Annotated in this window: 11 protein-coding genes; 2 read left to right on the top strand and 9 right to left on the bottom strand. The window is 63.4% G+C overall.

The window, feature by feature from the left end:
• Positions 1 to 5 precede the first annotated feature (5 nt).
• Complete coding sequence (locus tag JI721_RS00855) at positions 6 to 2,735, bottom strand: calcium-translocating P-type ATPase, SERCA-type (protein ID WP_274456211.1); 2,730 nt, start codon at positions 2,733 to 2,735, stop codon at positions 6 to 8.
• 145 nt (positions 2,736 to 2,880) lie between these two features.
• Here JI721_RS00855 and JI721_RS00860 point away from each other — a divergent pair, with 145 nt between their 5' ends.
• Entirely contained in the window at positions 2,881 to 4,629 is a 1,749-nt protein-coding gene (locus JI721_RS00860) for an Rqc2 family fibronectin-binding protein (RefSeq protein WP_274456212.1), read from the top strand.
• A gap of 74 nt (positions 4,630 to 4,703) precedes the next feature.
• On the opposite strand, the gene JI721_RS00865 is transcribed toward JI721_RS00860, so the two are convergent.
• A complete protein-coding gene (locus JI721_RS00865; protein ID WP_274456213.1) occupies positions 4,704 to 6,182 on the bottom strand; it encodes a DUF2254 family protein in 1,479 nt (492 codons plus the stop codon).
• A gap of 139 nt (positions 6,183 to 6,321) precedes the next feature.
• On the opposite strand from JI721_RS00865, the gene JI721_RS00870 reads away from it, so the two are divergent.
• Complete coding sequence (locus JI721_RS00870; protein ID WP_274456214.1) at positions 6,322 to 7,611, top strand: Glu/Leu/Phe/Val family dehydrogenase; 1,290 nt, start codon at positions 6,322 to 6,324, stop codon at positions 7,609 to 7,611.
• Positions 7,612 to 8,224: 613 nt separating this feature from the next.
• On the opposite strand, the gene pyrE is transcribed toward JI721_RS00870, so the two are convergent.
• The 7 genes from pyrE to pyrR all read right to left on the bottom strand — a co-directional run bounded on the left by pyrE (position 8,225) and on the right by pyrR (position 17,035).
• Positions 8,225 to 8,830 (bottom strand): orotate phosphoribosyltransferase, encoded by a 606-nt coding sequence (gene pyrE, locus JI721_RS00875; RefSeq protein WP_274457576.1) that lies wholly within the window; start codon positions 8,828 to 8,830, stop codon positions 8,225 to 8,227.
• Between the two features lie 106 nt (positions 8,831 to 8,936).
• Entirely contained in the window at positions 8,937 to 9,785 is an 849-nt protein-coding gene (gene pyrF / locus JI721_RS00880; RefSeq protein ID WP_274456215.1) for an orotidine-5'-phosphate decarboxylase, read from the bottom strand.
• Positions 9,782 to 13,042 (bottom strand): carbamoyl-phosphate synthase large subunit, encoded by a 3,261-nt coding sequence (carB, locus tag JI721_RS00885; RefSeq protein ID WP_274456216.1) that lies wholly within the window; start codon positions 13,040 to 13,042, stop codon positions 9,782 to 9,784. Before carB ends, pyrF begins: the two co-directional genes overlap by 4 nt.
• A complete protein-coding gene (carA, locus tag JI721_RS00890; protein WP_274456217.1) occupies positions 13,026 to 14,147 on the bottom strand; it encodes a glutamine-hydrolyzing carbamoyl-phosphate synthase small subunit in 1,122 nt (373 codons plus the stop codon). Before carA ends, carB begins: the two co-directional genes overlap by 17 nt.
• Positions 14,144 to 15,448 carry a dihydroorotase gene (locus tag JI721_RS00895; protein ID WP_274456218.1) on the bottom strand — a complete coding sequence of 435 codons (1,305 nt, stop codon included), beginning with the start codon at positions 15,446 to 15,448 and terminating at the stop codon, positions 14,144 to 14,146. Before JI721_RS00895 ends, carA begins: the two co-directional genes overlap by 4 nt.
• Entirely contained in the window at positions 15,445 to 16,521 is a 1,077-nt protein-coding gene (gene pyrB, locus JI721_RS00900; RefSeq protein WP_274456219.1) for an aspartate carbamoyltransferase, read from the bottom strand. The genes JI721_RS00895 and pyrB overlap by 4 nt, the downstream gene beginning before the upstream one ends.
• Positions 16,505 to 17,035: a bifunctional pyr operon transcriptional regulator/uracil phosphoribosyltransferase PyrR gene (pyrR, locus tag JI721_RS00905; RefSeq protein ID WP_274457578.1), complete on the bottom strand. Its 531-nt coding sequence runs from the start codon at positions 17,033 to 17,035 to the stop codon at positions 16,505 to 16,507. The genes pyrB and pyrR overlap by 17 nt, the downstream gene beginning before the upstream one ends.
• Between the last annotated feature and the right edge of the window lie 800 nt (positions 17,036 to 17,835).

Genomic DNA, 17,835 nt, shown 5'->3' on the forward strand with positions numbered 1-17,835 from the left:
GACCGTCAGCGAATCGGAATTCCCCGGGCGGCGGGGCGCGGGCGCAGCGCCTTTCTGCCTGCGCGGCGCAGGGACAAGGTAAACGTCGGAATCGCAGCGGCAATCAGCACGACCAGCCAGTCCCGCCCGCCCAGTGCGACGGTCTTGAACACGGCGGCAATCGACGGAATGTACATCGTCAGCAAGAACAGGGCCACCGACGAGCCAACCGCCAGCAGCAGCCATTTGTTTTCGAAGAAGTTGCGCTTGAAGATGCCGCCGTCCACACTCCGGCAGTCGAACACCAGAATGAATTGGGCCATCGTCAGCGTCGCATACGCCATGGTCTGCGCCTTGCCGAGGTCGCCGAGGCTCGCCGGGTTCAGCTTCAAGGACCAGACGAACACGGCCAGCGTGACAAATCCGATGAGCACCCCGCGGCTCATAATCTTCAGCGCAAAGCCGCGTGCGAAAATGCCCTCGTTGACGTTGCGCGGCGGACGGTCCATCATGTCCTTCTCCGCTGGGTCGACACCAAGCGCGATGGCAGGCAGTCCGTCGGTCACCAGGTTCACCCACAAAATCTGAATCGGCAACAGCGGCAGCGGCAGCCCTGCCAGCATCGCCACGAACATCGTCAGGATTTCACCCACGTTGCTCGCCAGTAAATAGCGAATGAACTTCTTGATGTTGTCGTAGATGCCGCGCCCTTCCTCGACCGCCGCAACGATGGTCGCGAAGTTGTCGTCCGCCAAAACCAGCGCCGACGCCTCCTTGGCGACATCCGTCCCGGTCATGCCCATCGAGATCCCGATGTCCGCCTGTTTGATGGCAGGCGCGTCGTTCACGCCGTCACCGGTCATGGCAACCACTTCGCCCCGCGCCTGCAGCGCGCGCACAATCTTCAACTTGTGCTCGGGCGTGACGCGGGCGTACACGAAGGTTTCTTGCACTCTGGCAGCGAGTTCCTCTTCCGACATCTGCTCCAGCTGTGCGCCAGTCAGCGCGGTGCCGCCCTCCGGCAGGATATTCAGCTGCTTGGCGATGGCGATCGCGGTCTCCGGATGGTCGCCGGTAATCATCACGGTCCGAATACCCGCCCGGTGACATGTCTCGATGGCGTCGAAGACCTCCTCGCGCGGCGGATCCATCATGCCGGCCAGTCCAACAAACACCAGGTCGCGTTCCGGATCGCGCTCGGCCCTCGCCGCCTCCGGGCTTGGGAACTTGCGGTATCCGAAGGCGAGGTTGCGCAGCGCGGCGTGCGCCATCTGCTGGTTCGCATCCAGGATGCGCTTGCGAATGCCGGACGACATCGGGACTTCCTTGCCGCTGGACACCACCAGGGTTGACCGCTCCAGCAGCACATCCGGCGCGCCTTTGACGAACAGGAACCACTCGTCACCGCGGCGGACCAGCACCGACATCAACTTGCGGTCCGAGTCGAACGGCAGCTCGTCGATGCGCTCGAACTCGGCATCCGGGTCGTCAAGCCCCGCTTTTTTGGCCATCACCAGCAGCGCCCCTTCGGTCGGGTCACCCTGCACCTGCCATTCGTTTTCGGTGCCTTCCACGAGCTTCATCACCGCGTTGTTGCACACCGCCCCAATCTCAATCAACGTCTTCAGCGCCGGCCGGCGCAGCGGCTGGATGGGGTGATCGTCGAACACGAAGTCGCCAATCGGGTCATACCCTGACCCGGACACGCGGTACCAGTCGCCGTCCGCCCACACCCGCTGCACGGTCATGCGGTTTTGCGTGAGCGTGCCCGTCTTGTCGGAACAAATGACAGTGGCACAGCCGAGTGTTTCAACCGACGGAAGTTTGCGCACGATGGCGTTGCGGCGAATCATCCGCTGCACGCCAAGCGCCAGCGCGATGGTAACAATCGCCGGCAGCCCTTCCGGAATCGCCGCCACGGCCAGGCTGACACCCGCCAGGAACATCTCGTACAGCTTATGGCCGTGCAGCACGCCGGCGACGACGACCAAGAGCGTAATGCCCAGCGCCAGCCAGACCAGCACCTTGCCCAACTGGTCGAGACGCTGCTGCAGCGGGGTCAAGGCTTCTTCCGACTGCTCCATGAGGTCGGCGATTTTGCCCATCTCTGTTTGCATACCCGTCTCCGTCACAAGGACTTCGGCCTTGCCTCGGGTCACCATCGTGCCCATGTACACCATGTTGATGCGGTCGCCCAGATTCGACACCGGATCGACATAGGCGTTCGCCTGCTTGCTGACCGGCACCGACTCACCCGTCAGCGCCGACTCTTCCACATCCAGGCCCATCGCCGAGGCGACGCGCCCGTCTGCCGGGACCCGGTCACCACCTTCCAGCAAGATGACGTCGCCGGGGACCAGTTCTTTCGCCGGCAGCTGCACAACCTGCCCGTTGCGGCGCACGCGGGCCATCGGCGCGGTCAGTTCCTTGAGCGCGGACAGCGAACGCTCTGCGCGAACCTCCTGCACAAACCCAAGTACCCCATTGAGTATGATGATCGCGATAATCGTAATGGCGTCCGTGTACTCTCCCAGCAGCCCGGAAACCAGCGTCGCCGCGATGAGAACGACGATCATGAAGTCCCGAAACTGATTGAAGAACACGGTGAGCAGCGACACTTTCTTCCCGTCTGCGAGCTGATTGAGACCGTATGTTGCCCGTCGTTCCTGTACCTGCTCATCGGTCAGCCCCGCTGGGGATGATTCCAGCAGTGAAAAACAGTCCTTTACCGCGAGCGAATGCCAGTTCTTCTCCAACCGAAGCCACCCCTTCGAACGACTTGTCTCGTAATCTCTATGCTTGTTCGATGTGGAAAATGTCCAAGTTGCCCCGCCCGCACGGCGCCGCTATACTCAGGAAGGAACTTGATGCACCCGATGCTGCACAACGGAGGTGGCTCGCATGGACGGACTCGCCGTACGCGCGCTCTGCAACGCCTGGAACGAACGGCTGGCGCAAGCCCGCATTGAAAAAATTCATCAGCCGACCGAGCGCGAACTCGTTCTGACCGTGCGCGGGATGGGCGGTTCTGAGCGCTTGCTCTTGTCTGCGCACCGGCAGTTTGCACGCGCCCACGCCATGTTTGGACCGCGGCCGGCCAACCCAGAAGAGCCGCCCATGTTCTGCATGCTGCTGCGCCGGCGGATTGAATCCGGGCGCATCGTCTCAGTGCGTCAGCAAGGGTACGACCGGGTCGTGGAGATGACCATCGAATCGGTCAACGACCTTGGCGATCATGTGCATTACCTGCTCCTGCTCGAAATCATGGGGAAACACAGCAACATCCTGCTATGTACAGAGGATGAAACGGGGCGGCCGGGCACCGTGATTGACAGCATCGTCCGGGTAACGCCGCAGATGAGCCGCGTCCGCCCGGTGCTCCCGGGTGCGGCGTATCAACCGGCCCCGCCGCAGCAGAAGCGGACGGCGGCGGAAGTCACGGCGGCTGACATCGCGAAACTGCGCCTGCACGAGCAGCCGCCGGACGCACAGGCGAAACTGCTCATCCGGCACATTGCGGGCATCGGACCCATCTCCGCGCAGGAAGTCCTGCGGCGGGCTGGCGACCCTGCAGACGCACAGCGCGTGGTCGACGCCTTGCAGGACCTGTTTCAAGGGGTCGAGGAAGGGCGAGAGGCGGCGAGCATTGGACTGGACGATCTCGGCCGAAAGGCGGCGGCGGCCCCCTTTCAACTCTCCATCTTTCCGCGAACGGCGCAAGCGGCCAGCTTTGAAGAGGCACTCGACCAGGTGTACAGAGACACCGTTCAGGTGCAGCGCCAGTCGGCCGTTGCTGCGGAACTCCTGCATGCCATCGACCAGCACCTGGACCGGCTTCGCGGCAAACAGACGAAACTGCAGGCGATGATTCAGGAGAACCAGGATGACGCCACCCCGCGCATATGTGGGGAGCTTTTGACGGCCTACGCCTATCAAATCGAAAAGGGCCGGACGAAAGTCACCCTTCCGAACTTCTACGATGACGAAAAACCCATCACCATCGCGCTCGACCCGGCCCTCTCGCCGATTGAGAACGCGCAGGCTTACTATAAGTTGAGCAGCAAGCGGAAGCGGTCGATCCCGATTTTATCCGCGGAGCTCGATGCGACGCTGCGGGACTTGGCCTATTTGGAAGGCGTGCGGACGCAGCTGGAAGACGCAACCCCCGAAACCCTTCCGGAAATTCGGGCCGAATTGGTGCACGAGGGCTTCCTCAATGCGCGTCGAAAAGCGGCGCGCGCGCCGAAGAAGACACCGCCTTCGCGGCCGCAGGCGTACCGGAGCCAGGATGGGTTTGTCATCCGCGTGGGGCGAAACAACGTGCAGAACGACCAACTGACATTCCGGCGCAGCCGCCCCGACGACCTGTGGCTGCACGTCAAGAATGGACCGGGATCGCATGTGGTCATTTCGTCCGAGGGACGGCCCATCCCTGCGTCGACCCTTGAAGAAGCAGCGATGCTGGCCGCGTATTTCAGTAAGTCCCGCGACTCAGCGAATGTGGCCGTGGATTATACCGAAGTCAAGCACGTGTGGAAGCCGGCCGGAGCGCGGCCGGGGTTTGCGCTGTACGACCATCACCACACCCTGTTCGTGACGCCGGACCGCGTCCGCTTGGCACCGCTGCTCGAGCGCAAGGTCGAGGGCTGAAGCGGCGGCGAGATCGGGCGCTGCAGCGAAGCCCCGGCGAGGCCCGGCCTTACGGCCGGTGCGGCCCGCCGTCGTTACCGCTGGCGCTGCGCCTCCGGCATCTTCAGTCGTTCGATGGAGGGCAGCGGCCACCCGTCAAACAACTCCTTCACACCTTCCCGAAATTCCGCGTACAATGTCGCGATTTCGTCCCCGCGCACGTCCCGCTCCCACCGATAACACAGGGTCTTGGCCACGTCTTCACGGCCAGCGTGCATCGCCATCAACACCGCCAGAGAAGACGCTGGCGGCGCGATCGGATTGACAGCCACGTGTTCTTGCCACCATGCGGCCCAGCGGGCGGCGTCCCGCACGAAGCACACCCGCACGAACGACTTCCATAACGCAAAATAGGTGCCGAGCGCACGCCACATCTCCTCGCGGTGGCGCAGCAAGGATAATGTGTCGTACACCTCGGACGCCATCAACAGCCCGTCCATCAGTGTCCCAGCTGTCGCAGGCTGGGCGTTAAACGCGTTCTCCCCGATGGTTTCAATGACTTGCCAGGTGCGCAAGCAGAACATCCGTCCGCGGGTGTTCTCCTGCGCCGCGTACATCGCCAGCTGATAGAGACGTCCTGCCACACGTTCCACATAGTAGGTCTGACCTTCGCACAACAGATGGCTGAACACAATATGGCGGTATGCGCGCACCACCTGCTCAGCGGCGGCCCAGGACTGGGCTTCGATGTACGCGCGGCCCTGTTGGTGCAGGGCGTCGAGGGCCCCGTACAGCAGTCCCGTCTCACGCTCCTTCACGGCAACACCGACAATCTCCACCCACTGGTCGACCACGCTGCCATGAACCGACAGCAGCGGGTCGTCCGCCCCCGCCGGCATCGGCAAACTGGAGACCGTGAACGACATCGCCTCCGTGCAGCGCGCGCCGGTCACAGAGTCGTTCACGGACGCGGCGCGCTTGGCAATGTCGCAGATTTGCTCCACATTGTCCAGCGCAGCGCGCCAGCGTCTGCGCGTGACAGCCCGGGTGTAATCGCGCAAAATCAGCCGAATGATACGCTCTGGTTTAAGCAGTTGGACAACGGCGTACATATACAGAATCAAACTGAGAAAGCAAATCACGACCAGCACCAAATCCGCACTCATTTCCGGTCGCAGCGACACGGGCAAGGGATCGTTGACCGGGTCGCGAATCTTCGCCATCAGGAAGAAACTGTGCATGATGGTCACCAGATAAATCACGAATAGCGACGCGTTATATGGCAACCGTACAAAGAAGTCGAGTACACGGTGTGTATAGTTGCTGGCCGTCATTTGAATGGCGACCAGAATGATGGAAATACACAGGGCCAAAATCGTCGACAGCGATGAGACAATGGTGTTGAGATAGTTGCGCGCCGTATCCGTGTCTCCGGAAAAGATGCTCGGCGGGCGAAGAAAGACAACCACAATGATCACGCCCGAAAGAAACAGGTGGAATACCCACGAAGACAAAGCAAGGCGCGTCCGATCTCGAACAACTGCCAGCCAGCGCCGGTTTGTGATATGGGTCACTTGGAATTCCTCACTTTCCGCGCGATCACGCTCTTTCCATCCTGCCCAGACTGATTTAATATGAAACAGGGGTTTTGAACGTGTCCCGGTTGCGAGCGCCTTGCAGCCGATTCGGAACGGAGGAGAGTGTCAATCCAGCATGAGTACGCACGTGAGTAAACGACTCGCAGCTGGCGCCAGTATGCCTGCGCCAGGAGACAATGTCCTTATCAATACCCAGGAGGCTGTCCACGCGGCACTGCAGCGTCTTGGCTACAATGACACCATCTATGAGGTACTGAAGGAGCCCATCCGCGTCCTGACGGTTCGGATTCCGATTCGGATGGATAACGGAGAAGTGGAAGTGTTCACCGGGTACCGGGCCCAACACAACGATGCCATCGGCCCAACCAAAGGCGGGATCCGCTTCCATCCAAATGTCACGCTGGACGAGGTCAAAGCGCTCTCCATCTGGATGAGCATCAAGTGCGGCATTTTCAACCTCCCTTACGGCGGCGCCAAGGGGGGCATTGTGTGTGACCCGCGGTCGATGTCGATTCACGAACAGGAGCGGCTCGCGCGGGGATACGTCCGGGCTGTGAGCCAAATCGTCGGACCGGCGAAGGACATTCCGGCCCCGGACGTGTACACCAACCCACAAATCATGGCCTGGATGTACGATGAGTACAGCCGGATTCGCGAGTATGATTCGCCGAACTTTATTACCGGCAAACCGCTGGTGCTCGGCGGGTCGCGCGGCCGCGAACAGGCCACGGCGCTTGGCGTGTGCATCGCGATGCGCGAAGCGGCCAAGACCAGAGACCAGCACATTTCTGATCTCCGCGTGCTGATTCAGGGTTTCGGAAATGTCGGCAGCAACACGGCGCGTATCCTGTACGAAATGGGCGCCAAGGTGGTTGGCATCAGCGACGCCGCCGGCGGACTCTATGACGAGAACGGACTGGATATTCCAAAACTGCTGGAGGAACGGGACTCGTTCGGGATGGTCACACCGCATTATAAGAACGTGATCTCCAATGACGAATTTCTCGTTCAACCATGTGACGTGCTGATCCCGGCCGCGCTGGAAAACCAGATTACGGAGAACAACGCCCACGACATTCAGGCCTCCATCATCGTCGAGGCCGCGAATGGGCCCACCACCCCGGCGGCAGATGAAATTCTCAAGCAGCGCAACATCCTGCTCGTTCCGGACGTCGTCGCGAACGCAGGCGGTGTGACTGTATCGTACTTTGAATGGGTGCAGAACAGCCAGGGATGGTACTGGACGGAGGAAGAAGTCAACAGCCGAATGGAGCAAATGATGGTAGAGTCCGTCCACAACATCCTCAAAACCGCCCGCCGTTACCAGGTGTCGACCCGCCTCGCCGCCTACATGGTGGGCATCCGCCCGTTTGCCGAAGCGATGCGCTGGCGCGGCTGGGTATAAACGGGCGCGGCGGTGCGGTGGGGGTGCCGGTGCCCCATTGGGCACCTTTCGTGCCCTAAGCCGCCCCGGCCCCGACGGCCCGCGCGCCGATAAGGAACCTTTCATGCCTTGGGCGTCGTGCCAGCCGTGGTGGCGGCGGCCCATTGGGCACCTTTTCTTCCCTAAGCCGCCCCGGCCCCGACGGCCCGCGCGCCGATAAGGAACCTTTCATGCCTTGGGCGTCGTGCCAGCCGTGGTGGCGGTGGCCCATTGGGAACCTTTTCTTCCCTAAGCCGCCCCGGCCCCGACGGCCCGCGCGCCGATAAGGAGCCTTTCATGCCTTGAGCGTCGTGCCAGCCGTGGCAGCGGTGCCCCATTGGGAACCTTTTCTTCCCTAAGCCGCCCCGGCCTAGACGGGCCGCGCGCCGATAAGGAGCCTTTCATGCCTTGGGCGTCGTGCCAGCCGTGGTGGCGGTGGCCCATTGGGAACCTTTCATGCCCTAAGCCGCCCCTGTTCGGCTCGGCCCACCCGCTCGGCCCACCCGCTCGGCCCACCCGCTCGGCCCACCCGCTCGGCCCACCCGCTCGGCCCACCCGCTCGGCCGGCCGAGCCCCCGCCGCCCCTGCCTGAAACTTACCCCTCCTGACCGTAGGTCTCAGGGTTTTTCCGCCAGGCCATGAGGCCTGCCACGTCCGACTCGCCGAGCACGCCCTGGTCCACCGCCGTGCTGACCAGTGTGTCATAGTCGACGAGGCGGTGCGCCGGCACGCCCGCCGCCCGAATGCGTGTCCGGGCGGCTTCGAAGTCGTAGGAAAAAATCGTGATCACCCCGAGCACCCGCACACCTTCCTCTTCCAGCGCAGCAACCGCATCGTAGGCCGACGTGCCGGTCGAGAGCGTGTCCTCCACGACAATCGCGGCCGCCCCCGGGAATACCTTGCCTTCCACCCGTTTCTGCTTGCCGTGACCCTTGGCGCTGGAGCGGACGTACGCCATCGGCAGGCCGAGCCGATCCGCCAGGGCCGCTGCGTGCGGAATGCCAGCCGTCGCCGTACCTGCAATCAAATCCACACCTGGGTACGCCTCCGTCACGATGGCCTCAAAGCCCTCGAGCACCTGGCCGCGCAGCACAGGGTAACCGAGAATCAAGCGGTTGTCACAGTAAATCGGCGACCGCCACCCAGACGACCAGCGAAACAAGTCCTGCGTCCGAATCTCCACTGCCCCGATTTGCAGCATGCCACGCGCAATGCTCGTCCCAACCGGCAGGGGGCACCCGCGCAACTCCGGCCCTTGAAACGCCGATCCCTGCAGCGCACGCCCTTCCACCTCTGCCCCTCGCACCTCACGTCCCATGTGCAACCACCTCGTCCCAAATGTGTTTCAGTGCAACAAGCGGATCACGGCTTTGTGTCACCGCTCGCCCCACAACCAGCCGCGTTGCACCGGCAGCGGCGGCTTCACCCGGCGTCATCGACCGGGCCTGGTCGTTGAGCGGCGCCCCTTGCGGCCGCGTCCCCGGCACCACGAACTCGAAACCGTCCGGTGTCAACGTGCGAAGCCGCGCCAGCTCTCGCGCAGATGTCACGACACCATCCAAACCACAGTCCACGCACAGCGCGGTCAATGCCTCCGCAAGCCGGGCGGCACCGTTCGCACCAGGCCCGTTCGCATCTCCCTCGTACGCCGGCCCGGCCCCGGCATGCGGCAGATACCCAGCCTCCACCAGGTCTTCGTCGACCAGGCTGGTCAGCACGGTCACGCCAACCAACAGGGGGCGGTCGGCACCGTCGCCAAGGGCTTCGCGCGCGGCGAGCAGCATCTTGCGTCCGCCCAGGGCGTGAACATTCACCATCTCCACCCCGCTGTCCCGGATGACGCGCAGCGCCCCCGCCACGGTGTTCGGAATGTCGTGCAGCTTCACATCCAGAAACACCCGTTTACCTAAGTCCCGCAGGGCCCCAAGCGCACGCGGGCCGTCTCCATGGAACAACTCCAGCCCAACCTTGTACCCGGTCACCGCCGGGCCGAGCCGCTCGACCAATGGCGCGACATCCGCCCAGCGCGGTGCGTCCAGCGCGAGGTAGGTGCGCCGCCGAGCCAAATCATACACCGCGTCACCCAGCGACGCTGCTTCACAACCGCCCATCGCGCCGCCGACTTCCGGTCGTTTCTGCGTTCCACCGCCCGTCACGCCGTCACCTCCGGTCCGTCCACCGCCGCGCGCTTCGGTGCGCCGCCAGCGAGCGGTACCGTCGTAAACCGAATGGTCGACAGGACCTCCAAGAGGGACGCGGCCGTATCGAGCGAGGTCAGACAAGGCACCCCGTGCTCCACCGCCGTTCTGCGGATGCGGAAGCCATCGCGCTCCGGCTCCCGCCCCTTCGTCAACGTGTTGATGACCAGGTGAATCCGGCCGTCGCGAATGTCGTCTGCCAGGTTCGGGGTCCCTTGCGCCAGCTTGTTGACGATCTCGACCTCCAGTCCCCGGGCCCGGAGGAACTTCGCGGTGCCTTCGGTCGCCGCGATCCGAAAGCCCAGGCTGGCAAACCCGGCCAAAATCGGCCACGCCTCCAACTTGTCCTTATCCGCAATCGTGGCGAGGACCGTGCCGTAGTGCGGAATGTCCATCCCGGCCGCGATGAGGCCCTTGTACAGCGCCTTCGCGTACGTCCGCTCAGTGCCCATCACTTCGCCGGTCGACTTCATCTCCGGCCCGAGCGTAATATCCACCCGCCGCAGCTTGGCGAAGGAGAACACCGGCACCTTCACCGACACCAGGTCAGACGCCGGAACAAGCCCCGTTTCCCAGCCGAGGGACTGCAGCGACTCGCCCAGTACTGCGCGCATCGCCAGATCGACCATCGGCACGTTCGTCACCTTCGACAAGAAGGGCACGGTCCGAGACGACCGCGGATTCACTTCGAGCACATAAACGTCGTCCCCCTGAATGACGAACTGAATGTTCACCAGGCCTTTCACGTGCAGCCCGCGCGCAATGCGAATCGTGTAGTCCACCAGGGTCGCCTTCGTCGCCTCCGAGATCGACTGCGGCGGATACACGGCAATCGAATCCCCAGAGTGTACGCCAGCGCGTTCAATATGTTCCATGATCCCGGGGATAATCACGGTCTCCCCGTCGGAGATGGCATCCACTTCCACCTCGACGCCCTGGATGTAGCGGTCGATGAGCACCGGGTGCTGATTCGACACCTGCACCGCGTCCCGCAGGTACGTCTCCAGCTCCGCATCGGATTCGATGATTTGCATCGCTCGGCCGCCGAGGACGTAGGACGGACGGACCAGCACCGGGTACCCCAGCTTTTGCGCAGCCTCGAGTGCGCCCGTCTCCGTCACCACGGTCACCCCAAGCGGACGCGGAATGTCGAGTGTCGTCAGGAGCTGGTCAAACTTTTCGCGGTCCTCCGCACGGTCAATGTCTTCCAGAGAGGTCCCGAAGATTTTCACGCCAGCGCGCGCCAGGGGCTCAGCCAGGTTGATGGCGGTCTGTCCGCCGAACTGCACGATGACCCCGTCCGGCTGTTCGCGGTCAATCACGTGCAGGACGTCTTCCGGGTGCAACGGTTCGAAGTACAGCCGGTTCGACGTGTTGAAGTCGGTTGACACGGTCTCCGGGTTGTTGTTGACGATGATGGCTTCGTACCCCGCTTTGCGAATCGCCCACACCGCATGGACGGAGCAATAATCGAACTCGATGCCCTGCCCAATGCGAATCGGACCGGAACCCAGCACCAGCAACTTCTTGCCGCGGCTGTCGGCCACCTCATCCTCCTGCTCGTATGTGCTGTAGTAGTACGGCGTGCTGGCCTCGAATTCACCCGCGCAAGTATCGACCATCTTATAGACCGGTTTCAAGTTGACCTCGTCGCGCCAGCGCCGAAGCTCGTCGGCATCGGTACCCGTGAACCGGGCAATTGCGCTGTCTGGAAAGCCCATCCGCTTCGCCTCTGGCAGCAAATCGCGAAGTTCCGCGGGTGTCCCCTCGTGGTCGGCCAGCCGCTGCCCAGCGACGCGAAGGCTCCGCTCCATGTCCACCAGTCGTTGCAGGCGCCACAAAAACCAGCGGTCGATGCGCGTCAACTCGTACACCGTCTCCAGCGGCATCTCGCGGCGAAACGCCTCCGCAACCACGAACAAGCGCTCATCGTCCGCTTTCACCAGGCGCCGCTCGATGTCCTCCTCGCTCCACGTCGCGGCCTGTGGATGCCACAGCGAATCCAGGCCGACCTCAAGCGAACGAATGGCCTTCATCATGGACTCCTCGAACGTGCGGCCGATGGCCATCACTTCGCCCGTCGCCTTCATCTGCGTGCCGAGCGTGCGGTTGGCGCTGTTGAACTTGTCGAACGGCCAGCGCGGAATTTTCGTCACAATGTAGTCCAGGGCAGGCTCAAAACTCGCGTACGTCTCGCGCGTCACTGGATTTTGAATCTCGTCCAGGGTATACCCGACCGCGATTTTCGCCGCCACCTTGGCAATCGGGTACCCCGTCGCCTTCGATGCCAGCGCACTGGACCGGCTGACCCGCGGATTCACTTCAATCACATAGTATTGGTCGCTGTAGGGGTCGAGTGCCAGCTGCACGTTGCAGCCGCCCTCGATGCCGAGTGCCCGGATAATCCGCAGACTCGCCGAACGCAGCCGTTGATAGTCTTCATCAGACAGGGTCTGACTCGGCGCGACCACAATACTGTCGCCCGTGTGGATCCCGACCGGGTCGATGTTTTCCATGTTGCACACGACAATGCAGTTGTCTGCGCTGTCGCGGATGACTTCATACTCGATTTCCTTGAACCCGGCGATGCTCCGCTCGACGAGGACCTGGTGAATCGGGGACATCGTCAGGCCCAGTTCTACAATTTCCTCGTACTGTTCCCAGTTGTCCGCGATGCCGCCGCCGGTCCCGCCTAAGGTGTACGCGGGACGAATGATAATCGGAAACCCAATCTCCCGCGCGAAGGCGCGGGCGGCCTCGACGTCACTGACAATCCGGCTTTCCGGCACTGGCTCCCCAAGCCGCGCCATCAGGTTGCGGAATTCCTCCCGGTCTTCCGCCTCTCGAATCGCGCGCAGCGGTGTGCCGAGCAATTCGACACCGTACTGTTCCAGCATGCCCTGCTCCGCCAGTTGCACCGCCATGTTGAGCCCCGTCTGGCCGCCGAGGGTGGGGAGCAGCCCATCTGGGCGTTCCTTGCGCAAAATCTGCGCAACGAACTCCGGCGTCAGCGGTTCCACATAGACCTTGTCGGCGATGTCCACGTCTGTCATGATGGTCGCGGGGTTGGAGTTGACCAGCACGACCTCGTAGCCCTCTTCCCGCAGGGACTGGCAAGCCTGCGTCCCCGCATAGTCAAACTCGGCGGCTTGGCCGATGATGATTGGACCGCTGCCGATCACCATAATCTTCCGGATGTCAGTGCGCTTCGGCATACGGCGTCCATCTCCCTTCGCGGACCTGGTCCATCATTTCAATAAACGCGTCAAACAGCCCGTCGGAATCGTCCGGCCCAGGCCGAGCCTCCGGATGGTACTGCACACAAAAGGCCGGGTACCTGGCGTGCACCACACCCTCCACGGTGCCGTCATTTTGGTTGACATGGGTGAGCACCAAGTCCGTGCCCCGCAGCGACGCCTCACTCACCACGTAGCCGTGATTCTGTGACGTGATGGCGACCCTGCCAGTACGCAGGTCCTTGACGGGGTGGTTGGCGCCGCGGTGGCCGAAGCGCATCTTCTCCGTGCGCGCGCCGCAGGCCAGCGCCATCAACTGGTGGCCGAGGCAAATCCCGAACATCGGCACCTTGCCGAGCAGCGACCGCACCGTCTCGACAGCGTGCGGCACATCTTCCGGGTCGCCGGGCCCGTTGCTCAGCATCACGCCGTCCGGCCGCCAATCGAGAATTTCCTTCGCCGTCGTCCGGGCTGGCACAACGATCACGTCGCAGCGGCGCGCCAGCAGCGACCGCACGACCCCCTGCTTCATGCCAAAATCCATGGCCACCACGCGGCGTCCTTCACCGGGCGCCCGGTACACCACCGGCGTCGTCACCCGGTCAATCTGGTCCGTCGCCAGCGGCGCCTTCAACTTCGCCTCGATTTCCTCCGGCGATGGGTCCAGCGTGGTCAACAGCCCCTTGAGGGTGCCTTCGCTGCGGATGCGCTTGGTCAGTCGGCGTGTGTCCACCCCCGCGATCCCGATGATGCCGTTTCGCGCCAGGTACTGTTCGAGGCTCTCCATGCTCTTGTAGTGGCTGGGAACTTCACTGAACTCGCGCACCACGAAGCCGTGTACATACGGGCGTCTGGATTCGACGTGATCGACATTCATCCCGTAATTTCCGATCAACGGATAGGTCATGGTCACGATTTGACCGCAGTAGGAAGGGTCGGTCAGAATTTCCTGGTAGCCGGTCATGCCGGTATTGAACACGACCTCGCCCATCGACTCGCCGACCGCCCCAAAGTGAACCCCTGTAAACACATCACCGGATTCCAGAATCAGTCGTGCGGGTCGTCTCGTTTCTTGTAACCTCACTGTGAAATCCCCTCCTCGCGAACTCCCTGCGCTGAAAACACAACCTTGCCGCCGCAGATGGTCAGTTGCGGCCAGCCCGCCACCGGCCAACCTGCAAACGGGGTATTGCGCCCCTTGGAGTAGAACTGCGACGGGTCAATCGAACGCGTCCGCCGCAGGTCGACGACCACGATGTCCGCGGGCTGTCCCGGCGCAATCACCCCGCCTTTCAACCCGAACGCTTTCGCGGGCCGGGCCGCCATGCGGTCGACCAGGTCTCCGAGCGACATCCGCCCGGTCTCGACGAGGTGCGTATAGAGCAGCTGAAACGAGGTTTCGATCCCGACCATGCCGAACGGTGCGGCCGCGACGCCCCGCGATTTCTCGTCCGCCGTGTGCGGCGCGTGGTCTGTCGCCACCACATCCAGCGTGCCGTCCAAAAACCCTTCCAGGCAGGCCATGCGGTCCGCCTCGGTTCGCAGCGGCGGGTTGACCTTATACACCGCATCGTCGCGATCGATGATGTCATCCGACAACAACAAGTGGTGCGGCGTGACTTCCGCCGTCACGTGCACGCCCCGCTGCTTCGCCCAGCGAATCAAAGACACCGCCGGCTCGACACTGACGTGACACACGTGCAGATGGGCGCCGACCTGCTCCGCAATCAAGAGGTCGCGGGCAATCATCGCCGCCTCCGCCTCCGGTGGAATCGCCTCGAGGCCAAGCCGCTGCGCCGCCTTGCCGTTCAGCACACCCCGGCCGGACAGGCTCTCGTCCTCGGCGTGGATCGCGAGCGGCAACCCCACCTGCGCCGCCTGCACAAGCGCCTCGCGCATGCGTCCGCCGTGCTGCACACCGCGCCCGTCGTCGGAAAGTGCGACCGCGCCGGCGGCTTTGAGCGCCGCAAAGTCGGTGAGAGCTTCGCCCTGCTGCCCCTGCGTGATGCAGGCAATGGGGCGGACCCGGGCTGCGCCGGCCGCCTCCCCTTTGGCAATCACGCTTCGAATACGCTCCGACGTGTCGAGCGGCGGTTGCGTGTTCGGCATACAGGCGATTTGGGTGAACCCGCCCGCCGCGGCGGCGCGGGCACCGGTAGCAATCGTCTCCTTCTCTTCAAAGCCAGGCTCCCGCAGGTGGACATGCACATCCACAAAGCCAGGCAGCACCGCCTCGCCGTCGAGGACAATCTGGCGGTCGCCCTCCGGTACGTCCGTGCCGATGGTCAGCACCGTTCCAGTCTGGTCGTCCCACAGGACGCTGGCGTGAACCAGCGCGCCCGTGACGGGGTCGAGGAGTTGACCGCCATCCAGTCGAATTTTCATCGCATGATGCCTCCCAATATGTCGTCGAGCAGCGCCATTCGCATGTACAGGCCGTTTTCAGCCTGTCGGAAGTAGGCGGCGCGCTCGTCTGTATCCACGGCTGGGTCAATTTCGCCAACGCGCGGCAGCGGATGCAGGATGCGCGCTGTTTGTTTCATCATCTCCAGGTGCTGCGGACCGATGCCATACAACGCCGATTCCAGCGACGTGTCGTCCAGCCCCTGGTCAAAGCGCTCCCGCTGAATCCGCGTCTGGTACACCGCGTCCGACGTTCGCAGCGCCTCGGCAAAGTCGGTCGTCTCGCGCAGCTTCATCCCCGCCGCCTGCAATTCGTCTTTGAGTGCGTCTGGCAGCGGCAGTCCCGGCTGATGCACCAAGGTCGCTTCGACGTCCGTGAACTGGGTGAGCAGCCGCAGCAGCGAGTGAACGGTGCGCCCGTACTTCAAGTCCCCGAGGACGCACACGCGCAACTCATCCACCCGCCCGAACTCCCGCCACAAGGTGTAGACGTCGAGCAGCGCCTGCGTCGGGTGTTCGCCCGCGCCTGCGCCGGCGCTCACAATCGGCACCGGGCTGAACGGAACGGCTGCTGCAATCTCCGTCGCCTCATGATGACGAATGACAATCGCGTCCGCGTAGCTGCCGACGACCCGAAACACGTCCGGCAGCGATTCCCCCTTCTTGGCGGAGGAATTCTCCTTGGCGTTCTCCGCGCTGATCACCGCCGCGCCCAACCGCGCCGCGGCCGCTTCGAAGGACAGTCGCGTCCGCGTACTCGGTTCATAAAACAAGGTCGCGACCACCACCCCCGCCAGCCGGTCGCGCAGGACCGCCCGAGGCGCCGTGCGGATCCACTCGGCGTGCGCGATGAGACGCTCCAGGTCCGCACGCGTAAAGTCGCGCGTCGTCACCACGTGTCGAATGGGAGCGCCTGGGGTGCCGCTTTCAACGGGGGTGCCGCTGGCGTCCGTCGGGGGCCCGCTGGCGTCCGTCGGGGGGCCGCCGTCCGTCGGGGGGCCGTCCATCGGAGGGCCGTCGATCGGAAGGCCGCCGGCGTCAATGGGGCTTGACAATCCAGACACCGTCCTCTCCGTCCACTTCGCGCATGCGCACCGACACCGATTCGTCGCGCGAGGTCGGCACGTTTTTGCCGACAAAGTCCGGCCGAATCGGAAGCTCCCGATGCCCTCGGTCGATCAGGCTGGCCAACTGCACATACCTCGGCCGCCCGGTTGCCATCACGGCATCGAGGGCAGCCCGGACGGTGCGTCCGGTGTAAAGCACGTCGTCGACCAACACGACCGTTCGGTCCTCCACAACGAGCCCCGCCACCGGCGGACGCGCCCCGGTCGACGCTCGCACATCATCCCGGTACGGGCGGACGTCCAGGTCCAAGACCGGCGGGCGTATCCCCTCAATCCGCTCGAGTTTGTCCGCGATGCGTTCGGCCAGCACGGCGCCCCGGGTTTTGATCCCGACGACAACCACCCCGTCCAGCCCCTTGTTCTTCTCCAAAATTTCATGTGCCATCCGCGTCATGGACCGCTCCATTGCCGTCGCGTCGAGAATCTGCGTTTGTGTCGACACCGCTTCATCCAGCCTTTCCCCGATTGCTTCAGTGGTCACCCATCACCCAATGTCATCGACCCATGTCATCGATCGACCGTCGCCAAACATCCAGCGCCGCCAAATCTTCCAGGTCGCCGAATGTTCAAGGCCGTCGAAACACCAAAAAAGCGGCTGCCTCCGTGAGTAGGAAGGCAACCGCTGCCGGCCAGAACCGCCCAAACCGCGCTTGACACGCAGGGCGAACAAGGATTCCGACACCTTACCAGACTCACGGGACTGGTTTAAAGGTCGTGCGTTATTTGTTCTACCGTATCAGGTTCTGGGCGCTTCGTCAACCCACCGGGAAATCACAGATGCAAAGTCGGCGGGTTCAGGTAGGACAGGGCCTGGAACAGGCGGACAGGAACGGGCGGGGCTGGCAGGCGGACCCTGGACTGACAGGCAGGGACCGCCTGGCCGTCGATTGGCCGTCGATTGGCCGTCGATTGGCCGTCGATAAGGTAGGAAAGGTGCCCTATGCGCCGGGATCCGGCCACCCTTCCGGCGGCTTAAGGCAGGAAAGGCGCCCTATCGCGGGATCCGGCCACCCGATAAGGCGGGAAACACGCCCTAGAGGAGCGCCTGGAGCGCCTGGCGGCGGGCCGACCAGGCCAGGCCCCGAGAGGTAAGGTAGGAAAGGTGCCCTATGCGCCGAGATCCGGCCACCCTTCCGGCGGCTTAAGGCAGGAAAGGCGCCCTATCGCGGGATCCGACCGCCCGATAAGGCGGGAAACACGCCCTATGTGAAGCGCCTAGAGGGTGGCCTGGTGGGCCTGGCA

The sequence above is a fragment of the Alicyclobacillus cycloheptanicus genome (genome assembly GCF_028751525.1).
Classification (GTDB): Bacteria; Bacillota; Bacilli; order Alicyclobacillales; family Alicyclobacillaceae; genus Alicyclobacillus_L; species Alicyclobacillus_L cycloheptanicus.